Raw genomic sequence first — 19,915 nt, forward strand, 5'->3', positions numbered from 1 at the left:
GGCGTGAGCGGGCTCGTGGTGGAGGACCTCGTCGTCGAGGTCCACGACATCCAGGCCGTCAAGGGCGTCTCGTTCGAGATCGGGCCGGGCCGCCGGATGGGACTCATCGGCGAGTCCGGCTGCGGCAAGTCCCTGACCGCGCTCGCGCTGATGGGCCTGCTGCCCCACGGCGTGACAGCGTCCGGCCGGGTGCTGCTGAACGGCCGTAACCTGCTCGACCTGTCCGACAAGCAGATGTGCGCGGTCCGCGGCAACGACATCGCCATGGTGTTCCAGGAGCCGATGACGGCGCTCAACCCGCTGATGCGGGTCGGCAACCAGGTCGCCGAGTCGCTGCGGCTGCACAAGGGGATGAGCCGCGCGGCGGCCTCCGCCCGGGCCGTCGAACTGCTCGAACGGGTCCAGCTGCCCGAGCCCGACCGCACCGCGCGCAAGTACCCGCACCAGCTCTCCGGCGGCCAGCGCCAGCGCGTCGTCCTGGCCATCGCGCTGGCGTGCGACCCCGCCGTGCTGATCGCGGACGAGCCCACCACGGCGCTGGACGTCACGGTGCAGGCGGAGATGCTGCGGTTGATGGACACGCTGGTGCGCGAGGAGGGCGCGTCGCTGCTGCTCATCACGCACGACCTGCCGGTGGTCGCGAGCATCTGCGAGGAACTGCTCGTCATGTACGGCGGCTCGATCGTCGAGCACGGCGACGTGGCGACGGTGTTCGACTCGCCCCGGCACCCGTACACGGCGGGCCTGCGGGCGTCCACGGTGCTGGAGAGCACCGACGGGAGCGGCCGGCTGTCCACCATCCCGGGCCGCGTCCCGTCGCTCGGGTCGTTCCCCACCGGCTGCGTGTACCGCAACCGCTGCCCGCGCGCCGACGACGTCTGCGGCACGGTGCCGCTGCTGACGGCGCCGCCCGGCAGCACCCAGCGGGCGGCCTGTCACCACCCGATCGAGAGCGACCAGCCCCTAGGAAGCGGGAAGGCCAGCGCATGACCACCACCCCGTTGCTGGAAGCCGTCGACGTGGTGCGCGAGTACCGCGCCCCGCGGCGGTCGCTGCGTACGCCGGGCCGGCCGATCCGCGCGCTCGACGGCGTGAGCGTGCAGGTCCACGAGGGCGAGGCGTTCGGCATCGTGGGGGAGAGCGGCTCCGGCAAGTCCACGCTGTCGCGCATCCTCATGGCCCTCGACCAGCCGACCTCCGGCACCGCGTTCTACCAGGGGCAGCGGATCAGCGGCGTACCGGAGCGGCGGCTCGGGTTCCTGCGCCGCGACGTGCAGATGGTGCTCCAGGACCCGATGTCGTCGCTGAACCCGCGCATGCGCGTCGCGGACATCATCGCGGAGCCGATGCGCGCGCTGCGCCTGCCCGGCGACCACCGGGCCCGCGTCGCCGAGCTGATGCACTCCGTGGGTCTGCCCGAGGAGGCGGTGACCCGCTACCCGCACCAGTTCTCCGGCGGCCAGCGGCAGCGCATCGCCATCGCCCGCGCCCTCGCGGCCGGGCCGAAGGTCATCGTGGGGGACGAGCCGGTCAGCGCGCTCGACGTCTCGGTGCGCGCGCAGATCCTCAACCTGCTCACCGACCTGGCCGAACAGTTCAAGCTGACCCTGATCCTGGTCTCCCACGACCTGTCCGTCGTCCGGTACCTCTGCGACCGGATCGCGGTGATGAACCAGGGCCGGATCGTCGAGACGGGTGACACCGAGTCGATCTACTCCGACCCCCGGCACCCCTACACCCAGAGGCTGCTGTCCGCGGTGCCCACCCTGAGCGGCGACCTCCTGGACCGATTCAACAGGAGCAGCACATGAGGTTGGTTGACCGCGTCGCCGTCGTCACCGGAGGCGCCAGCGGCATCGGACTGGCCACAGTCGGCCGGCTCGTCGAGGAGGGCGCCCGCGTCGTCATCGCCGACCTCGACGGCGACCGCGCCGCCGAGGCGGCCGCCGGGTTCGGGTCCGCCGTCGTGGGCGTGGCCTGCGACGTCACCCGGGCCGAGGACTGCCACGCCGCCGTCGAGACCGCCGTCGAGCGGTTCGGCCGGCTCGACCTCATGCACGCAAACGCCGGTACGCCGTTCACCGGCCCGCTGGACGAGGTGGACCAGGCGACGCTGGACCGCGTGGTCGACGTGAACCTCAAGGGTGCGTTCTGGACCGCGCAGGCCGCCGCGCCCGCGCTGATCGAGGCCGGTGGCGGCGCGATCGTGTTCACCGCGTCGCTCCAGGCCGTCATCGCCCGCCCCCGGTACGCGCCGTACACCGCCGCCAAGCACGGCGTCATCGGCCTGATGAAGGCGCTGGCGCTGGAACTCGCGCCGCACGGCGTCCGGGTCAACGCGATCGCCCCGGCGGCGACCGAGACGCCGATGCTCTCGGCGTTCCTCGGTGGGATGGGTGACGTGCCGGACAGCGCGCGGGAGAACTTCCGGGCGTCGATCCCGCTGGGCCGCATGGCGACGCCGCGCGACTCCGCCGACGCGGTGGTGTTCCTCGCCAGCGACGAGGCGCGCATGATCACGGGCCACACGCTCGTCCTCGACGGCGGCACGACGGCCGGCTGAGGCGTACCGTGACCGGACCTCTGGCGGACCCTCCGTACGAGGGGACCATCGGACGCACCTACGGCGAGTCGACGGAGCACTGGAGCACGCCGCCGTCGGCCGCCGCGGGTACCCCGAACGTGGTGTACGTGCTGCTGGACGACGTCGGGTTCGCCGACTTGGGCTGCTTCGGCGCCGAGATCGACACCCCGACGATCGACCGGCTGGCCGCCTCCGGGCTGCGGTACACCAACTTCCACACCTCGCCGCTGTGCTCGCCGACCCGGGCCAGCGTGCTCACCGGCCGCAACCACCACAGCGTCGGCATGCGCATGCTGTCCAACTTCGACAGCGGCTTCCCCAGCGGCCGGGGGCGGATCACCCACGCCGCCGCCACCGTCGCGGAGATGCTCGCCGACGCCGGGTTCAACACCATGGCGGTCGGCAAGTGGCACGTCGCGCCGCTGGAGCAGACCACGCCGTCCGGGCCGTACGACCAGTGGCCGCTGGGACGCGGTTTCGAGCGGTACTACGGCTTCCTGGAGGCCGAGACCGACAACTTCTATCCGGAGCTGGTGTACGACAACCACCAGGTGGACCCGCCGGCCACCCCGGAGGAGGGCTACCACCTCACCGAGGACCTGACCGACCGGGCCATCGGGTTCGTCCGGGACCAGACCTCGTTCACCCCGGAGAAGCCGTTCTTCCTCTATCTGGCGTACGCCGCGGCGCACGCGCCGCACCAGGCCCCGCCGGAGTACCTGGCGAAGTACCGCGGCCGCTACGACGCCGGCTGGGACGTCATCCGCGCGGACCGGCACCGGCGGCAGATCGGGCTGGGCATCATCCCGCCGGACGCGCCGCTGCCGCCGCACAACCCGGGCGTCGTCCCGTGGGACGACGTGCCGCCGGAGCAGCGGCGCCTGTTCGCCCGCATGCAGGAGGCGTACGCGGCGATGGTCGACCACACCGACGCCCAGCTCGGGCGCCTGGTCGACTTCCTGGAGCGGATCGGCCGGCTGGACGACACGATCTTCGTGGTCATGTCGGACAACGGCGCGAGCCCCGAGGGCACGCCGCTCGGCACGCTCAACCCCACCGCGTTCCAGAACCGGGTGCCGGAGAACCTCCAGGACAGCCTGGACCGGATCGACGAGATCGGCGGCCCGCGGGCGCAGAGCAACTACCCGCTGGGCTGGGCGCAGGTCAGCAACACCCCGTTCCGCCGCTACAAGCAGCACACCCACGAGGGCGGGGTCCGGGTGCCGTTCGTGCTGAGCTGGCCGGCCGGTGACGTACCCGGCGGGCAGGTGCGGACGCAGTTCCAGCACAGCATCGACGTCACCGCGACGGTGCTGGACCTGGTCGGGGTGCAGCCGCCCGCGGTGCGCCGGGGCGTCCCGCAGATGCCGCTGCACGGCCGCAGCTTCCGCGACGGGCTGCGCGACCCGGCGGCGCCGCCGTCGCGGGACCGCCAGTACTTCGAGATGTTCGGCCACCGCGGCATCTACCACCAGGGCTGGAAGGCTGTCGCGTTCCACGAGCGGGGCACCTCCTGGGACGAGGACCGCTGGGAGCTGTACCGGATCGACGAGGACCCGACCGAGAGCCGGGACCTGGCCGCCGAGCATCCGGAGGTGCTGCGGCATCTCATCGAGGAGTTCTGGATCGAGGCGGCCCGCTACGACGTGCTGCCGCTGGACGACAGGGGATTCGCGATCCGGGCCCGGGTGCCGCGCCCCGGCTCGGTGCGGGACCGGCTGGACTTCACCTACCTGGCCGGCGTCCCGACGATCTCCGGCGCGGCGGTGCCGCCGACGATGAACCGCTCGCACGCCATCACCGCGCGCGTGCACCGCACCGACGCGGCGCAGGGCGGCGTGATCGTGGTGCTCGGCAACGTCAGCGGCGGGTACGTGCTGCACATCAAGGACAACCACCTGGTGTACGAGTACAACCACCTCGGCACCCACTACGTGCTGCGGTCCGAGGGCGAGCTGCCGCTGGGCCCGGTGGAGCTGACCTTCGAGCTGACCAAGACCGCCGACTGCCAGGGCACCGGCCGCCTGTTCGTGGACGGCGAGGCGGCGGGCGAGGCGCTGTTCCCGCGGTTGCTGCCGTTCTTCCACGGGTTCGCCGGCATGGACATCGGGCGCAGCATCCACTCGCCGGTGTCGTCGAGCTACCCGGCCCGGCACGAGTTCTCCGGCGAACTGGAGTACGTGCGGTTCCGGCTCGCCGCGTCCGAGGAGGTGGGGGAGCCCATCGCCCCGGCGGGTGACGTCGCGCCGCGTCCGTCGGCCGGCGTCGGGTTCGAGGTCGTGGACTGACGCGCGCCCGCGCGTACGGCGACGGCGCGTGGACGGACCTCCTCGTCCGTCCACGCGCCGTCCGTCTGTCGGGCCTCAGCGCAGGGCCAGACCCCACAGCGGGTCCTCCAGGAACCGGCCGACGTGGGCGAGCACCCGGCTGCCCAGTTCCCCGTCCACCAGCCGGTGGTCGAACGACAGCGACAACTGCGCCGTCCACCGGGGGACGACCTGCTCGTCGACCACCCACGGCATGCGGCGCAGCGCGCCGAGGCAGAGGATCGCCGCCTCACCCGGGTTGAGGATCGGGGTGCCGGCATCCACCCCGAACACCCCGATGTTGGTGATGGTGATGGTCCCGCCGGACAGGTCGGCGGGACGGGTTCGGCCCTCCCGCGCGGTGCTCGCCAGCTCGTTCAGGGCGACCGCGAGATCGCGTACCGGAAGGTTCTGCGCGGCCTTGACGTTCGGCACCAGCAGGCCGCGCGGCGTCGCGGCGGCGATGCCCAGGTTGACGTCGGCGAACCGGACGATCTCCTGGTTCTCCTCGTCCCACCGGGCGTTGACGTCCGGATACCGGCGGACCGCGTCCAGCACCGCGAGCGACGCCACGAGCAGCGGGCTGACCTTCACCCCCTGGAACGCCGGGTCCTGCTTCAGCCGGTCCACGAACTCGACGGTGCCTGTCATGTCGACGGTGAGGAACTCGGTGACGTGCGGCGCGGTGAACGCGCTGGCGACCATCGCGGCGGCTGTCGCCTTGCGCACCCCGCGCACGGGCAGGCGCTCGTCCCGCCGCTGGTCGGCCACCGGCGCCGGGCCGGTGGTGTGGTCGAGCAGGTCCTGGCGGGTGATCCGGCCGTCGGGGCCGCTGCCGCGGACGTCCGCCAGCTCCACGCCGAGGTCCTTGGCGAGCTTGCGCAGCGGCGGCTTGGTGAGCACCGGCGGCCGGGACGTGCGCGCCGGGCGGGCGGGTTCGGCCGGGCGGACGGACGGCGTCGCGCGGCGTGGCCGGCGTGTCCGCGCCTGCGCGGACACCCCGTAGCCGACGAGCACCGCGGTACGTTCCACGGCCGGCTCGTCGGCGGCCGGCGGCGCGGCGGCCGGCGCGGCATCCGTGGCGTCCGAGTCACCCCCGGTCCGGATCGCGATGATCGGCGCGCCGACCTCGACTGTCTGCCCCTCCGCGGCCAGGAGGCGGTCCACCACACCGGCGTACGGGCTGGGCAGCTCGACCACGGCCTTGGCGGTCTCGATGTCCACGATGACGTCGTTGAGGCGGACCGGATCGCCCGGGGCGACCCGCCAGGTGACGATCTCGGCCTCGGTGAGGCCCTCGCCGACGTCGGGCAGACGGAACTGCTGAACGCTCACGGGTACCTCTCCCTTCACGCGGCCAGGACGCGGTCGACGGCGTCGAGGATCCGGTCCAGGTCGGGCAGGTACTCCTCCTCGACCTTGGCCGGCGGGTACGGCAGGTTGAAGCCGCCGACCCGCTCGACCGGCGCCTCCAGCGAGTAGAAGCACCGGCTCGTCACCTGCGCGACGACCTCGGCGCCGAACCCGGCGAACGTGGGGGCCTCGTGGACCACCACCGCCCGGCCGGTACGGCGGACCGACTCCTCGACGGTGGCCACGTCCAGCGGGGAGATGGACCGCAGGTCGATCACCTCGATGTCGCGCCCCTCCTGTGCCGCGGCCTCGGCGGCGGCGACGCAGGTGGCGACTGTGCCGCCGTACGTCAGCAGCGTCACGTCGGTGCCCGGCCGCACGGTCCGGGCGCGGTCCAGCGGCAGCGGCGGCCCGGCCTCCTCGGGCGTGACCTCGCCCTTGACCCAGTAGCGTCGCTTCGGCTCGTAGAAGATGACCGGGTCGTCACCGGCGACGGCCTGCCGGATCATCCAGTGCGCGTCGTCCGGGCTGGCGCAGTAGACGACCCGCAGCCCGGCGGTGTGCGCGAAGTACGCCTCGTTCGACTCGCTGTGGTGCTCCACCGCGCCGATGCCGCCACCGACCGGGATGCGCACCACCACCGGAAGGGCGGTACGGCCGCCGGTGCGGGCCCGCATCTTGGCGAGCTGGGAGACGATCTGGTTGAACGCGGGGTAGACGAAGCCGTCGAACTGGATCTCGCAGACCGGGCGGTACCCGCGTAGCGCCAGCCCGATGGCGGTGCCGACGATCCCGGACTCGGCGAGGGTGGTGTCCACCACCCGGGCCTCGCCGAAGTCCTTCTGGAGACCGTCGGTGACCCGGAAGACGCCGCCGAGCCGGCCGACGTCCTCGCCCATCAGGAGGACCTTGTCGTCGTCCTCCATGGCACGGCGCAGGCCGGAGTTCAGTGCCTGACAGAGAGTGAGCATGAACGAGTTCTCCGATCGGGGCGGGCGTCAGTCGAGGAAGGAGGCGCGGTAGGCGACGAACGCGTCGCGCTCCTCCCGCAGAAGCGGGGGCACGTCGGCCAGCACTGTGGCGAAGGCGTCGGCGAGGTCCGGCGCCTCCAGCGCCAGGCACTCCCGGCGGGTACGGTCGGCCAGTTCGTCCGCCTCGGCCTGGATCCCGCCGAGGAACGCCTCGTCGCTCCAGCCCTCGGCGCGCATGAGCGCCTCGACCCGGGCCAGCGGATCCCGCGCCCGCCACGCCGCCAACTCGTCGTCGGTGCGGTACCGGGTCGGGTCGTCCGACGTGCTGTGCCCGCCCATCCGGTACGTGGTGGCCTCGACGATCGCGGGGCCGTGGCCGGACCGGGCGTGTTCGGTCACCGCGGACGTCACCGCGTACACCGCCAGCACGTCGTTGCCGTCGACCCACTCGCTGCGCAGGCCGAATCCGGCGCCGCGCCGGTGGATCGGGGTACGCGTCTGCGACGCGGTCGGGGTCGAGATGGCCCACTGGTTGTTCTGACAGAAGAACACCATCGGGGCGGCGTTGACGGCGGCGATGTTCATCGCCTCGCTCGCGTCGCCCTCGCTCGCCGCGCCGTCACCGAAGTACGTCACGACCACCGTGTCGCTGCCGTCGCGCTGCACCCCGAGGGCGTACCCGGTGGCGTGCAGCAGCTGGGCGGCCAGGACCAGCGTGTAGATGTGGAACGAGTACGGCTCCGGATCCCAGCCGCTGTGCGCGACGCCGCGCCACTGACGCAGCAGGTCGGCCGGGCCGATGCCGCGCCACAGCGCCGCGGCGTGCTCCCGGTAGCTCGGGAAGACGTAGTCGTCGGCGCGTGCCGCCGCGACCGAGCCGACCTGGGCGGCCTCCTGGCCGCGGCACTGCAGCCACAGGCCCAGCTCGCCCTGCCGCTGCAACGCGAACGCCTCGTCGTCGAGGCGGCGGGCGAGCCGCATCCCCCGGTACAGGTCACGGGTGAGTCGGCCGAGGGCGTCGCGGTCGGCGTCGACGTCCGGGTGCAGGCGCCCGTCCGGGGTGACGAGCTGGGTCCAGCCCTCGGACGTACGCGGAAGGTCGGTGGTGCCGGTGAAGGGGTTGGTGACCGGTGGGTCGGCGAGATCTACGGTAGTCATTCGTCACCTTCTGGGTGCGTCGGTCTCCGCGTCACCGGGGTCGCCGGCCGTCTCGCGGATCTCTCGGATACGGGACCGCCCGCCGGGGTGGACCCGGCGGGCGGTGGTGGGCAGTGCCTCAGACCGTGTGGCGGTCGGCGAGTGTCAGCGCCTCGTCGAGGATCGCCAGGCCCGCCTTGGCCTCCGTCTCCGACACGGTGCACGGCGGCACCACGTGGATCCGGTTGAAGTTCGCGAACGCGACCAGACCGCCGCGCTTGCACGCGGCCAGCACCTCGTTCATCTCCGGCGACGACGACCCGTACGGCGCCAGCGGCTCCTTCGTCCCGCGGTCGCGTACCAGTTCCAGCGCCCAGAACACGCCGAGCCCACGGACGTCACCGACGCTCGGGTGCCGGTCGGCGAGTTCGCGCAGCCCCGGGCCCAGCACGTCGGCGCCGATCGTGGCGGCGTTCTCGACGATCCGCTCGTCCCGCATCACGTTGATGGTCGCGACGGCGGCGGCGGTGGCCAGCGGGTGACCGGAGTAGGTCAAGCCGCCGGGGTAGGCACGGGTGGCGAACGTCTCCGCGACGTGCTCGGCGATCACCACACCGCCGAGCGGGACGTAACCGGAGTTGACGCCTTTGGCGAAGGTGATCAGGTCGGGCGTCACGCCGTAGTGGTCGAGCGCGAACCAGGCGCCGGTACGCCCGAAGCCCGCCATCACCTCGTCGGCGATGTAGAGGATGCCGTGCCTGTCGCACAGCTCCCGTACGCCCGCGAGGAAGCCCGGCGGAGGCGGCATGATGCCGGCGGTGCCCGGCACCGTCTCCAGCACGATCGCCGCGATGGTGGACGGGCCCTCCATCTCCACGACGCGTTCGAGGTGGCGCAGCGCGAGCGCGCACTCCTCCTCCTCGGTCGTGGCGCCGAACTCCGACCGGTACAGGAACGGGCCGAAGAAGTGCACCACCCCGGCGGTGCCGTTGTCGCTGGGCCAGCGGCGCGGGTCGCCGGTGAGGTTCACCGCGGTCTGGGTGCCGCCGTGGTAGCTGCGGTACTGCGACAGCACCTTCGGCCGGCCGGTGTGCAGCCGGGCCATCCGGACGGCGTGCTCGATCGCGTCCGCGCCGCCGTTGGTGAAGAACACCTTGGAAAGGCCGGCCGGGGTCAGCTCCGTGATCAGCCGGGCCGCCTCGCCGCGGGCGTCGTTGGCGTACGACGGCGCGATCGTGCACAGGCGGGCCGCCTGCTCCTGGATCGCCGCGACCACCACCGGGTGCTGGTGGCCGATGTTGGTGTTGACGAGCTGCGACGAGAAGTCCAGGTAGCGGTTCCCGTCGCCGTCCCAGAAGTACGAGCCCTCGGCGCGCTCGACCACCATCGGGTCGAGCAGCGACTGGGCGGACCAGGAGTGGAAGACGTGCGCGCGGTCGAGTTCGTAGGTGCGTTGTGCGCTGCTGCTCATCGGCGTTCTCTCTCCGCTGCTCAGACGTTCTCGGGGAAGCCGAGGTTGATGCCGCCGTGGCTGGGGTCGAGCCACCGGGAGGTGACGACCTTGCCGCGGGTGAAGAAGTGCACGCCCTCGGCGCCGTGGGCGTGCGAGTCGCCGAAGAGGCTGTCCTTCCAGCCGCCGAAGGAGTAGTAGGCCATCGGCACCGGGATCGGCACGTTGACGCCGACCATGCCGACCTCGACCTCGTTCTGGAAGCGGCGGGCCGCGCCGCCGTCGTTGGTGAAGATGGCCGTCCCGTTGCCGTACCGGTTGGCGTTCACCAGCGCGAGCGCCTCGTCGTAGCTGCCGACGCGCACCACCGACAGCACCGGCCCGAAGATCTCGTCGGTGTAGACGCTCATCTCCGGCTGCACCCGGTCGAGCAGGCTCGGCCCGAGCCAGAACCCGGACTCGTCGCCGTCGGCCCGCACGTCGCGGCCGTCCACCACCAGCTCGGCGCCGGCCTCGACACCCGCGTCGAGGTACGACGCGACGCGGTCGCGGTGCTCCTTGGTGACCAGCGGACCCATGTCGCAGGAGCGCCGCCCGTCACCGACCTTCAGGGTGGCGATGCGCTCCCGGATCCGGGCCACCAGATCGTCGGCGACGGGCTCGACGACCACCAGGGCCGAGATGGCCATGCACCGCTCGCCGGCCGAGCCGAACCCGGCGTTGACCGCCGCGTCGGCGGCCAGGTCGAGGTCGGCGTCCGGCAGCACCACCATGTGGTTCTTCGCGCCGCCGAGGGCCTGGACGCGCTTGCCGTTGCGGGTGCCCGTCTCGTACACGTACCGGGCGATCGGCGTGGAGCCGACGAACGACACCGCCTTGACCTCGGGGTGCTCCAGCAGCCGGTCGACCGCGACCTTGTCGCCGTGCACGACGTTGAAGACGCCCGCGGGCAGGCCGGCCTGCTCCCACAGCCGGGCCACGAGCAGCGACGCGGACGGGTCCTTCTCGCTGGGCTTGAGCACGACGGTGTTGCCCGCCGCGATGGCGATGGGCACGAACCACATCGGGACCATCACCGGGAAGTTGAACGGCGAGATGACGGCGCAGACGCCGACCGGCTGCCGGATCGAGTAGACGTCCACGTTCGTGGAGACGCCCTCGGAGTAGCCGCCCTTGAGCAGGTGCGGGATGCCGCAGGCGAACTCGACGACCTCCAGACCGCGGGTGACCTCGCCGAGGGCGTCCGAGACGACCTTGCCGTGCTCGGCCGTGATCAGCTCGGCCAGCTCCTGCTTGTGCTGGTTGACCAGCTCCCGGAACGCGAACAGCACCTGGGTGCGCTTGGTCAGCGACGAGGTCCGCCAGGAGGCGAACGCGGCGGCGGCGGAGGCGACCGCCTGGTCCACCTCGTCGACCGAGGCCAGCGGCACCTCCGTCCGGACCGCGCCCAGCGCCGGATCGTAAACTGGGGCCGTACGCTCGGTGACGCCGGCGAACGGCTTGCCGTCGATCCAGTGGGTCACCCGCTCCAGCGGGACGGGAGCGGGCGCGGTGCCGGGTGCTGTCTGGGTCATGCCCGGGATCATCTGTGCTTCCCCAGGTCCGGGCAATGGGCACTGTGTCGTTCCCGTCCGCGGGAAGCGCACATACTGTGCGCCGGAGGAGAGGGGGAGGCGCTCCGATGCCGATGACCGTCCGTGACGTGCTCGAACTGCCGGCTCTGCAGCAGGCCGGGCCGCGCGTCCTGGCGGGCCGGGACCGGCTGGACGCGCCGGTGCGCTGGGTGCACGTCGCCGAGATCCCCGAGATCGCCGACCTGCTCCGCGGCGGCGAGCTGGTCCTGACCACGGGCATCGGCCTGCCCCCGGACGACGACGGGCTGCGCCGGTGGATCGACGGCCTGGCAGCCGTCGGAGTGGCGGGTGTGGTGGTCGAGCTGGGCCGCCGGTTCGGCGGCACGCTGCCGGCCGGCCTGGTCGAGCACGCCCGCAGCCGGAACCTGCCCCTGATCGCGCTGCGGCGCGAGATGCGGTTCGTCGCGGTGACCGAGGTCGTCCACTCGGTGATCGTCGAGGAGCAGACGGCGGACCTGCTCGCGAAGGACGAGATCCACCGAATCTTCACCGAGCTGTCGGTGGAGGGCGCCGAGCCCCGGCAGGTGCTCCGCGAGGTCACCCGCCTGTCCCGGCGTCCCGCGGTGCTGGAGAACCTCGCCCACCAGGTGCTGGCGTACGAGACCGGCCCGCTGACCGCCGAGGAGCTGCTCGACCGCTGGGAGACCCGCTCGCGCGCGGTCGAGGTCCCGTCCGGCACCGGCTACGAGCCGCGCTCGGGCTGGCTGGTGACGAGCGTCGAGGCGCGGGGCAACCGGTGGGGGCGGCTCGTGCTGCTGTGCGACCAGGAGCCACCGGCCCGGACCCGGGTGCTGCTGGAACGCGCCGCGTCCACCATCGCGCTGAACCAGCTCGTCGCCCGGGACTCGTCGTCGGTCGAGCGGCAGGCCCGCAGCAGTCTGCTGCTGAGCATCGTCAACCACTCCGCGCCCACCCGGGACGTGGCGCTGCGGGCGCGCGGGCTCGGTGTCGTCCTGGAGCAGCGACTGCTGCTCGGCGTCGTGGTCCGGCGGCGCCGGCCGGCCCTGGGCACCGGCGCCGACGGGAACGCGAACCGGCGGGCACTGCTCGACGCGGTGGAGACGGCGGTACGCGAGTGCGGGCTCGCCGCGCTCGCCGGCGACGTGGACGAGGCGGCCGGCGGCACCGGCGTCACCCTCCTCGTCGCGCTCGACGAGACCGGCTCCGACGAGGCGGCGCTGGGGAGCCTGTCCGCCGCGCTCACCCGGGCGGGCCACCGGGCCGGCGCGGACGTCGTGGTCGCCGCCGGATCGGTGGTCCGGACGCTCGACCTGGCCCGGCGCTCGCTGGTCGAGGCGGCGCAGGTGGCCGATGCGACAGTGCACACCGCCGAGCCGCGCCCGTTCTACCGGCTGCACGACGTGCGTCTCCGGGGCCTGCTGTACCTGCTGCGCGACGACGTGCGCCTCCAGACGTTCGTCGAGCGCGAGCTGGGCCCGCTGCTCTCCTACGACCAGCGCCACGGCACGAACCACGTCGCGTTGCTGGAGACGTACCTGGTGGAGGGGCGCAACAAGCGGCGCGCGGCGGATGCGATGTCGCTGTCGCGGTCGGCGCTCTACCAGCGGCTGGAGCTGATCGAGCGGGTGCTCGGCGTCGACCTGGATTCGAGCGAGCGGCGCCTGTCGCTGCACGTGGCGCTCACCGCCCGGGACGTCATGCGCGCCGGTGGCCCGGAGCCGACCGGCTGACCCGTCACCTGTGGGTGCCGCGGCCCGACCGCAGGCGCCGGACGCCGTCGCGGGCCGGCGCGCTGTGCACGCTGACGCTGACCACAGGTACGGCGTTCGCGACGCTCTTGCGGACCGTCTCCAGCGGCGCCGTGCCGGGGGTGCACTCGACGATCATCACCGCGGAGCGGTCGGGGCACTGCACGTACTGGACGTGTGAGACGGCGACCCGGCGGGAGTGCAGCACGGACAGCACCTTGAGCAGGCCGGTCGTGGAGTGGCCCACGCCGAGGTGGATCACCATCGTGCTCGGCGTGCCGTGCTCGGCGGCGGGCTCGTCGTACGGGCGGCCGGGGGCGGGCCGGGGATGGTCGACGGTTGCGGGGGTGGATGCGGACACGCTCACGGGGGCCTCACTAGGACGAGCCGACAGGATCGCTTGGCCGGCGACGCACGCGGAGGCGTACGCCGCCTAGGTAATCAGCCGGGTCGCGATTCGATTGCCCACGGCGGGAGTGTGGCACGGGAACCCGGCTGCCGGGAGGCTGCGCCGGGCAGTCGTCCGCCACGTGAGACAGCGCCCTGACCTGCGGATCGACGGTGATGGGTCGCCCCGGCGGGGCCGGTCGCCGGGTTACCGGCCGGTACGCGAGCCCTTAAGGATCGTTCAGGATCTCGCTCTACACTCGGACTCGGGACGACGACTTGAGAAGGAGCTCCGCGCATGGACGCTGACGAGATCGCCGCCGGTCGGGCCCGCTGGCAGGCCCGCTACGACGCCGCCCGCAAGCGCGACGCGGACTTCACCACGCTGTCCGGAATGCCGGTCGAGCCGGTGTACGGCCCGCCGGAGGACACCGCGTACCCCGGGTTCGAGCGGATCGGCTGGCCGGGCGAGTTCCCGTACACCAGGGGTCTGTATCCGACCGGCTACCGCGGGCGGACCTGGACCATCAGGCAGTTCGCCGGCTTCGGCAACGCCCGGCAGACCAACGAGCGCTACAAGATGATCCTCGGCGCGGGCGGCGGCGGTCTCTCCGTCGCCTTCGACATGCCGACGCTGATGGGCCGCGACTCCGACGACCCTCAGTCCCTCGGCGAGGTCGGCCACTGTGGTGTCGCCGTGGACTCGGCCGCCGACATGGAGGTGCTGTTCGACGGCATCGACCTGGCCGGCGTGACCACCTCGATGACCATCTCTGGCCCGGCCGTGCCGGTCTTCTGCATGTACCTGGTCGCCGCCGAACGGCAGGGCGCCGACCTGTCCACGCTGGACGGAACACTCCAGACGGACATCTTCAAGGAGTACATCGCGCAGAAGGAGTGGCTGTTCGACCCCGAGCCGCACCTGCGCCTCATCGGCGACCTGATGGAGTACTGCGCCCGGGAGATCCCGCGGTACAAGCCGCTGTCCGTCTCCGGCTACCACATCCGCGAGGCCGGCTCGACTGCCGCGCAGGAGCTGGCGTACACGCTGGCCGACGGATTCGGGTACGTCGAGCTGGGCCTGTCGCGCGGCCTGGACGTGAACATGTTCGCCCCCGGCCTGAGCTTCTTCTTCGACTCCCACGTGGACTTCTTCGAGGAGATCGCCAAGTTCCGCGCCGCGCGCCGGATCTGGGCCCGCTGGCTGCGCGACGTGTACGGCGCCACCAGCGAGAAGGCCCAGTGGCTGCGGTTCCACACGCAGACCGCCGGGGTGTCGCTGACCGCCCAGCAGCCGGTGAACAACGTGGTCCGCACCGCCGTGGAGGCCCTGGCCGCGGTGCTCGGCGGCACCAACTCGCTGCACACCAACGCCCTCGACGAGACGCTCGCCCTGCCCACCGACGAGTCGGCCGAGATCGCCCTGCGTACCCAGCAGGTGCTGATGGAGGAGACCGGGGTGACGAACGTGGCCGACCCGCTCGGCGGCTCCTGGTACGTCGAGGCGCTCACCGACCGGATCGAGGCCGAGGCGGAGGAGATCTTCGCCCGGATCAAGCAGCTCGGCGGCGAGGGTCCGCACACCATCGGCCCGATGACCTCCGGCATCCTGCGCGGCATCGAGGACGGCTGGTTCACCGGGCACATCGCCGAGTCGGCGTTCGTCTACCAGCAGGCGCTGGAGAAGGGCGACAAGCGGATCGTCGGCGTCAACTGCCACACCGGCACCGTCGCCAAGGACCTGGAGATCCTGCGCATCTCGCACGAGGTGGAGCTGGAGCAGCGCCGGGTGCTGACCGAGCGCAAGTCGGCCCGCGACGACGCCGCGGTCACCGCCGCCGTCGCGCGGATGGTCGAGGTGGCGAGGACCGGCGAGAACATGATCCCCGCCATGCTCGACGCGGTCCGCGCCGAGGCCACCCTCGGCGAGATCTGCGACGCCCTCCGCGCCGAGTGGGGCGTCTACCGCGAGCCCGCCCGCTTCTGACCCGCCGCTCTGCAAGGAAGGGCCCCTTGTTAACAGCTGCTGTTAAAAAGGGGCCCTTCCTCTACCGGAGGCGTTAACAGGGGGCCCTTCCTTGCGGGCGGGCTGAGCTGGGGGAGAGTGGTGACTGTCGCCGTCGCGGCTGGTCGGAGATCCGTCGCGTACGTGCGAGACTAGACAACCATGAGCGACCCACGGATCACCTCGTCGATCTTCACCCGCGGCGCGGTCGACCTCAGCGCGCTGCGCACCCCCGCACCGGCCGACACCTCCTCCGCCACACCGTCCCAGGGCGCTGGGCCGACCGGGCTGCCGGGCAGCCCCGCCGGCTCCGCCGCCGTGATCGACGTGACCGAGGCGAACATCCAGTCCGAGGTGCTCGAACGCTCGCTCACCACACCGGTGGTGGTCTTCTTCGGCGCCGCCGGCTACCCGGAGAGCGACCAGTTCGCCCCGGTGCTGGAGCGGCTGGCCGCCGAGGGCGGCGGAGCGTGGCTGCTGGCCCGGGTCGACGTGCAGCAGCAGCCGCGGCTCGCGCAGATGTTCCAGCTCCAGACGCTGCCCACCACGTACGCCATCGTCGGCGGCCGTCCGATCGACGCCTTCCCCGGCCCGGTGCCGGAGTCGCAGTTGCGACAGTGGCTCCAGGCGGTCCTCAAGGCCGGTGGCGTCACAGTCGCCGAGCCGGAGGACCCGCGCCTCGACGCCGCCGACGACGCGCTGATGAGCGGTGACCTCGACGCGGCCGAGGCGGCGTACCGGAAGATCCTGGCCGAGTCGCCGGCGGACGCGGCGGCGGAGGCGGGCCTGGCGCAGGTCGGGCTGGCCCGCCGGGTGGCCGGCGCCGACCCGCAGGGCGCGCTGGACGCCGCTGCGGCCGCCCCCGACGACGTGGACGCCCAGCTGCTGGCCGCCGACATCGAGGTGCTCAGCGGCCTCGCCGACGAGGCGTACAAGCGGCTGGTCGGCCTGGTCCGGCGCACCGCCGGTGACGACCGGGACCGGGTACGCCAGCACCTGCTCGGCCTGTTCACCATCGCCGGCCCGGACGACCCCGCCGTGGCCTCCGCCCGACGCGCCCTGGCCAGCGCGCTGTTCTGAGTCAACCCGCGCGGGCCGGCGCACCGCCGGCCCGCCCGACCGCCGAGGACGGGAGCCCATGATGCGCCGGATCGCCGTCCTCGACGCGCCGACGAACCTCGGACTGCGCCCGCCCACCGCGAGCTCCGTCCCCGGGTGCGGCAAGGCGCCTGGTGCGCTGCGCGACCACGGCCTGCTCGCGCGGCTGCGGGCCCGCGACGCCGGCTGCCTCACCCCGCCCCGGTACGACCCGGGCGACTGGCGGCCCGGCGACGGCGTCTGCCACGCGCCGGAGATCTCCGCGTACTCGGTGGCGCTCGCCGACCGGATCGGCGCGATCATCGACCGGGGCGAGTTTCCGCTGGTGCTCGGCGGCGACTGCTCGGTGCTGCTCGGCTCGGCGCTGGCCATGCACCGCCTCGGCGAGGCGGTCGGCGGGCGGATCGGGCTGGTCTTCGTCGACGGCCACTCCGACTTCCGGCACCCCGGCAACGCCTCCTACGTCGGCGCCGCCGCCGGGGAGGACCTGGCCCTGGTGACCGGCCGTGGACAGCCCGACCTGGCCGCGATCGAGGGCCGCAGGCCGTACTTCCGGGACATCGACGTGGTGGTGCTCGGCATCCGCGCGCAGGACGAGTACCGGCTCGACCTCCAGGCCGCCGGCATCACCACCCGGCCGGTGCCGGCGCTGCGCGCCGAGGGTGCCGCCCGTACCGCTCAGTGGGCGCACGAGCAGCTCGTCGACTGCGCCGGCTACTGGGTGCACATCGACGTGGACGTGCTCGACCCGGCGGTGATGCCCGCCGTGGACGCGCCCGACCCGGGCGGCATCGCCTTCGCCGAGCTGGAGATCCTGCTCGCCGGGCTGGTCGACACCCCGCACTGCCTCGGCGTCGAGCTGACAGTCTTCGACCCCGACTACGACCCGGACGGGGCGTACGCGGCCGAGATCGTGAACACAGTGGTGGCCGGGCTCGCCCCTGTGGTCGCGCCGGGTGCCGTGCCGCCCCGGCTGCTGCCGGCCGGGCCTGTCGCACCGGCGCCCCGCGCCGCCGACAGCCGGCCGGAGCCCGAGCCGCTGCCCGCCCCGGCGGCCGTACCGGCGCCGGCGGTCGCGGTGGAGCCGATCGGCCCCGACCCGACCGTCGGCGACGACCTCGGCGACGACCCGCTGGGGCCCGGCCTGCTGCGCCGCGCCCCCGCCGGAGACGAGCCGGACCCGGCCCGCTCCGGCATCGATATCGCCTGACCGGTACGCCTCAGCTCGCGGCCAGGCCGCGCAGGAACTTCTCGGCGATCGGCGCCGCCACCTTCGAGCCCGCCCCGCCCTGCTCGACGAAGACGGCGAAGGCCACGTCGCCCTGCCAGCCGACGAACCAGGCGTGCGTGTGCGCCGGGTTGTTGTCGTACTCCGCGGTGCCGGTCTTGCCGTGCACCGGCTCGCCCGGCACGTCCGCCAGCGCGCTGCCGCTGCCCGCTGTGACCACCCCGCGCATCATCGACTTCAGCGCCGTCACCGACTCCGGCTTGAGCGCCTCGCCGGCTGGCGCGGGCTTGGCCGGCGCCGGGTCGAGCAGCAGCTTCGGCTGCTCGAACTTGCCCCGGGCCACCGCCGCCGTGGCGCTCGCCATGGCCAGCGGGCTCACCAGCGTGGTGCCCTGGCCGATCGCGGCGGCGGCCTGCTCGGTGGCCGAGCCGTTGGCGGAGATCTTGCCGGTGAACGCCTCGGTGCCCAGATCCCACGCGGCTTCCAGGCCGAGCGTACGGCCGGCCTGGGCCAGCCCGTCCGGGCCGAGCTTCGGCGCCAGCGCGGTGAACGCGGTGTTGCACGACTTGGCGAAGTCGGTGGCGAACGGCACCGGGCCCAGCTCGAAGTTGTCCGAGTTCTTGAAGACCCGGCCCTCGACTGTCGACGTCTTCGGGCAGTCCACTGTCGTCTGCGGCGTCACCGCGCCCCGGTCGAGCAGGCCGAGCGCGCTGACCATCTTGAACGTCGAGCCGGGCGGCACCTGGGCGGTGAAGGCGAGGTTGTCGCCCGCCGCACCCGGGCCGTTCGCGGCGGCCAGCACCGCGCCGTCGCTGATCCGCACGGCGACCAGGGCGGAGCGGCGGGTCTGCCCGCGCAACGCGGCGTCGGCGGCGTTCTGGGTGGCCGCGTCGATTGTCGTCTTCACCGGCTGACCGGGCTTCGGGTCGGCGCGGAACAGCTCCGTGCCGGTCGGCTCCACCTTGCCGTCCGGGGTGGTCCGCTGGGTGATCACGGTGACGCCGGGGACGCCGCGCAGCCGCTCGTCGTACCGGCCCTGGAGACCGCCGTGGCCGACCAGGTCGCCGCGCGCGTACCGGTCGGGGTGGGCCTGGAGGTCGTCGGCGGTGGCCTGGTCGACCGAGCCGAGCAGCGCCCGGGCGAACTCGCGGGTCGGCGCCAGCATGAGCTGCTCCGAGACGAACCGGGTGCCGGGCAGGTCGTAGATGCGCGGCTTGATCTGCCGGTACGCCTCGTCGCGCAACGTCACCACCTCGACCAGGCCGTCCGGCTTGGCCTCCTTGAGCCGCTTCGGCAGGTCGCCCAGGTCGACCGGCGGGGTGAGCGCGGGCCGGATCGCCTTGAACGCGGCGTCCAGCTTCCGGACCATGCCGGGGACGTCGTCGACCTCGCCGGGAACGAGCTGCACCCGGACCACCGGGCGTGGCGCGACGATCGGCTGACCGGCCGCGTCCAGCACACCGGCGCGCTGCGCCGGCTCCCGCCGCAGCGCGATCTTGTCACCGCTCTCCAGCTTCTCGTGCACCACCGACGGCTCCCAGATCACCTGCCACCGGTCGTCGCCGCCGCGCTTGAGGCGTACCGGATTCTCGTAGGCCCAGGTGCCGCCGCCGGGCAGCGCCCAGCTCACCTTGACCCGGGCGGTGGCGACGTCGCCCTTGGTGGTGATGTCGCCGGTGCGGGCCAGCTCCGGCGGGTCGGCCGCGAGCGCGCCGGCGAGTGCCTGGATCTGCTTGGTCACCTCACCGGCGGGCAGCCGCCCGCCGGTCGGCTCGACGAAGCCGACCGCCTGGAGGTCACCGGAGCGCCAGCCGCCGAGGAACGCCTCGACGGCTGTCTCCGGGCCGTCGTCCCCGGAGCATCCGGTCAGCGCGCCGGCCGTGACCAGGACGGCGGTCAGCGCCGCGAGGGCGCGGTGACGGGTGTGACGGCGGGGGCGGACGGGGTACGACACGGGCATGAAGCAGTCCCTCCGGTGCTCAACTGCCCTGCACGCTAGTACGGCCCGGCGTTCCCCACCGCCCCGCCACGGCCTCCGGCAGCGCCAGAAGCG

The 19,915-nt window shown here is 73.0% G+C and carries 15 protein-coding genes; 8 read left to right on the forward strand and 7 right to left on the reverse strand.

Features of this window, described 5'->3' with window-relative positions:
* Positions 1-3 precede the first annotated feature (3 nt).
* Genes BFV98_RS24910 through BFV98_RS24925 form a run of 4 tightly spaced genes read left to right on the forward strand, consistent with a single transcriptional unit; the run spans position 4 to position 4,872 of the window.
* On the forward strand, positions 4-990 hold the full coding sequence (locus BFV98_RS24910) for an ABC transporter ATP-binding protein (protein WP_235437303.1): 987 nt from the start codon (positions 4-6) through the stop codon (positions 988-990).
* Positions 987-1,811 carry an ATP-binding cassette domain-containing protein gene (locus BFV98_RS24915; protein ID WP_013288205.1) on the forward strand — a complete coding sequence of 275 codons (825 nt, stop codon included), beginning with the start codon at positions 987-989 and terminating at the stop codon, positions 1,809-1,811. Before BFV98_RS24910 ends, BFV98_RS24915 begins: the two co-directional genes overlap by 4 nt.
* The gene (locus tag BFV98_RS24920) at positions 1,808-2,563 is read left to right on the forward strand and encodes an SDR family NAD(P)-dependent oxidoreductase (RefSeq protein WP_071097943.1); all 756 of its coding nucleotides are present in this window, start codon (positions 1,808-1,810) and stop codon (positions 2,561-2,563) included. Before BFV98_RS24915 ends, BFV98_RS24920 begins: the two co-directional genes overlap by 4 nt.
* Positions 2,564-2,571: 8 nt before the next feature.
* Positions 2,572-4,872, forward strand: coding sequence for an arylsulfatase (locus BFV98_RS24925; RefSeq protein WP_071097945.1), 2,301 nt, complete (start codon positions 2,572-2,574; stop codon positions 4,870-4,872).
* A 75-nt stretch (positions 4,873-4,947) separates the two neighbouring features.
* Here the strand turns inward: BFV98_RS24925 and BFV98_RS24930 are convergent, their stop codons facing one another.
* From BFV98_RS24930 to BFV98_RS24950, 5 genes are all read right to left on the reverse strand, one after another.
* Positions 4,948-6,225: a dihydrolipoamide acetyltransferase family protein gene (locus tag BFV98_RS24930; RefSeq protein ID WP_071097947.1), complete on the reverse strand. Its 1,278-nt coding sequence runs from the start codon at positions 6,223-6,225 to the stop codon at positions 4,948-4,950.
* A gap of 14 nt (positions 6,226-6,239) precedes the next feature.
* On the reverse strand, positions 6,240-7,214 hold the full coding sequence (locus BFV98_RS24935; protein WP_071097949.1) for an alpha-ketoacid dehydrogenase subunit beta: 975 nt from the start codon (positions 7,212-7,214) through the stop codon (positions 6,240-6,242).
* A 27-nt stretch (positions 7,215-7,241) separates the two neighbouring features.
* Positions 7,242-8,372, reverse strand: a complete 1,131-nt coding sequence (locus tag BFV98_RS24940) for a thiamine pyrophosphate-dependent dehydrogenase E1 component subunit alpha (protein ID WP_071097950.1) — start codon at positions 8,370-8,372, stop codon at positions 7,242-7,244.
* A gap of 118 nt (positions 8,373-8,490) precedes the next feature.
* Complete coding sequence (locus BFV98_RS24945; protein ID WP_052166165.1) at positions 8,491-9,822, reverse strand: aspartate aminotransferase family protein; 1,332 nt, start codon at positions 9,820-9,822, stop codon at positions 8,491-8,493.
* Positions 9,823-9,842: 20 nt separating this feature from the next.
* Positions 9,843-11,375: a CoA-acylating methylmalonate-semialdehyde dehydrogenase gene (locus tag BFV98_RS24950; RefSeq protein WP_071097952.1), complete on the reverse strand. Its 1,533-nt coding sequence runs from the start codon at positions 11,373-11,375 to the stop codon at positions 9,843-9,845.
* A gap of 107 nt (positions 11,376-11,482) precedes the next feature.
* Between BFV98_RS24950 and BFV98_RS24955 the strand changes: the two genes are divergently transcribed.
* Positions 11,483-13,126, forward strand: coding sequence for a PucR family transcriptional regulator ligand-binding domain-containing protein (locus BFV98_RS24955; RefSeq protein WP_071097954.1), 1,644 nt, complete (start codon positions 11,483-11,485; stop codon positions 13,124-13,126).
* Positions 13,127-13,130: 4 nt separating this feature from the next.
* Here the strand turns inward: BFV98_RS24955 and BFV98_RS24960 are convergent, their stop codons facing one another.
* Positions 13,131-13,511 (reverse strand): hypothetical protein, encoded by a 381-nt coding sequence (locus tag BFV98_RS24960; RefSeq protein ID WP_013288196.1) that lies wholly within the window; start codon positions 13,509-13,511, stop codon positions 13,131-13,133.
* A 318-nt stretch (positions 13,512-13,829) separates the two neighbouring features.
* Between BFV98_RS24960 and BFV98_RS24965 the strand changes: the two genes are divergently transcribed.
* The 3 genes from BFV98_RS24965 to BFV98_RS24975 all read left to right on the forward strand — a co-directional run bounded on the left by BFV98_RS24965 (position 13,830) and on the right by BFV98_RS24975 (position 17,844).
* Positions 13,830-15,518, forward strand: a complete 1,689-nt coding sequence (locus tag BFV98_RS24965) for a methylmalonyl-CoA mutase (RefSeq protein WP_071097956.1) — start codon at positions 13,830-13,832, stop codon at positions 15,516-15,518.
* Between the two features lie 180 nt (positions 15,519-15,698).
* The gene (locus BFV98_RS24970; RefSeq protein ID WP_047890550.1) at positions 15,699-16,616 is read left to right on the forward strand and encodes a tetratricopeptide repeat protein; all 918 of its coding nucleotides are present in this window, start codon (positions 15,699-15,701) and stop codon (positions 16,614-16,616) included.
* Between the two features lie 58 nt (positions 16,617-16,674).
* Complete coding sequence (locus BFV98_RS24975) at positions 16,675-17,844, forward strand: arginase family protein (RefSeq protein ID WP_013288193.1); 1,170 nt, start codon at positions 16,675-16,677, stop codon at positions 17,842-17,844.
* A 10-nt stretch (positions 17,845-17,854) separates the two neighbouring features.
* Here the strand turns inward: BFV98_RS24975 and BFV98_RS24980 are convergent, their stop codons facing one another.
* Complete coding sequence (locus tag BFV98_RS24980; RefSeq protein ID WP_071097957.1) at positions 17,855-19,822, reverse strand: penicillin-binding transpeptidase domain-containing protein; 1,968 nt, start codon at positions 19,820-19,822, stop codon at positions 17,855-17,857.
* Positions 19,823-19,915 lie beyond the last annotated feature (93 nt).

The organism is Micromonospora sp. WMMB235, assembly GCF_001855515.1.
Classification (GTDB): Bacteria; Actinomycetota; Actinomycetes; order Mycobacteriales; family Micromonosporaceae; genus Micromonospora; species Micromonospora aurantiaca.

What these genes read in the sequence shown, in the direction of transcription:
- BFV98_RS24915 (WP_013288205.1), top strand. Translation starts at nt 987, where the DNA reads ATGACCACCACCCCGTTGCTGGAAGCCGTCGACGTGGTGCGCGAGTAC.
- BFV98_RS24920 (WP_071097943.1), top strand. Translation starts at nt 1,808, where the DNA reads ATGAGGTTGGTTGACCGCGTCGCCGTCGTCACCGGAGGCGCCAGCGGC.
- BFV98_RS24935 (WP_071097949.1), bottom strand. Translation starts at nt 7,214, where the DNA reads ATGCTCACTCTCTGTCAGGCACTGAACTCCGGCCTGCGCCGTGCCATG.
- BFV98_RS24940 (WP_071097950.1), bottom strand. Translation starts at nt 8,372, where the DNA reads ATGACTACCGTAGATCTCGCCGACCCACCGGTCACCAACCCCTTCACC.
- BFV98_RS24945 (WP_052166165.1), bottom strand. Translation starts at nt 9,822, where the DNA reads ATGAGCAGCAGCGCACAACGCACCTACGAACTCGACCGCGCGCACGTC.
- BFV98_RS24950 (WP_071097952.1), bottom strand. Translation starts at nt 11,375, where the DNA reads ATGACCCAGACAGCACCCGGCACCGCGCCCGCTCCCGTCCCGCTGGAG.
- BFV98_RS24955 (WP_071097954.1), top strand. Translation starts at nt 11,483, where the DNA reads ATGCCGATGACCGTCCGTGACGTGCTCGAACTGCCGGCTCTGCAGCAG.
- BFV98_RS24965 (WP_071097956.1), top strand. Translation starts at nt 13,830, where the DNA reads ATGGACGCTGACGAGATCGCCGCCGGTCGGGCCCGCTGGCAGGCCCGC.
- BFV98_RS24970 (WP_047890550.1), top strand. Translation starts at nt 15,699, where the DNA reads ATGAGCGACCCACGGATCACCTCGTCGATCTTCACCCGCGGCGCGGTC.
- BFV98_RS24975 (WP_013288193.1), top strand. Translation starts at nt 16,675, where the DNA reads ATGATGCGCCGGATCGCCGTCCTCGACGCGCCGACGAACCTCGGACTG.
- BFV98_RS24980 (WP_071097957.1), bottom strand. Translation starts at nt 19,822, where the DNA reads ATGCCCGTGTCGTACCCCGTCCGCCCCCGCCGTCACACCCGTCACCGC.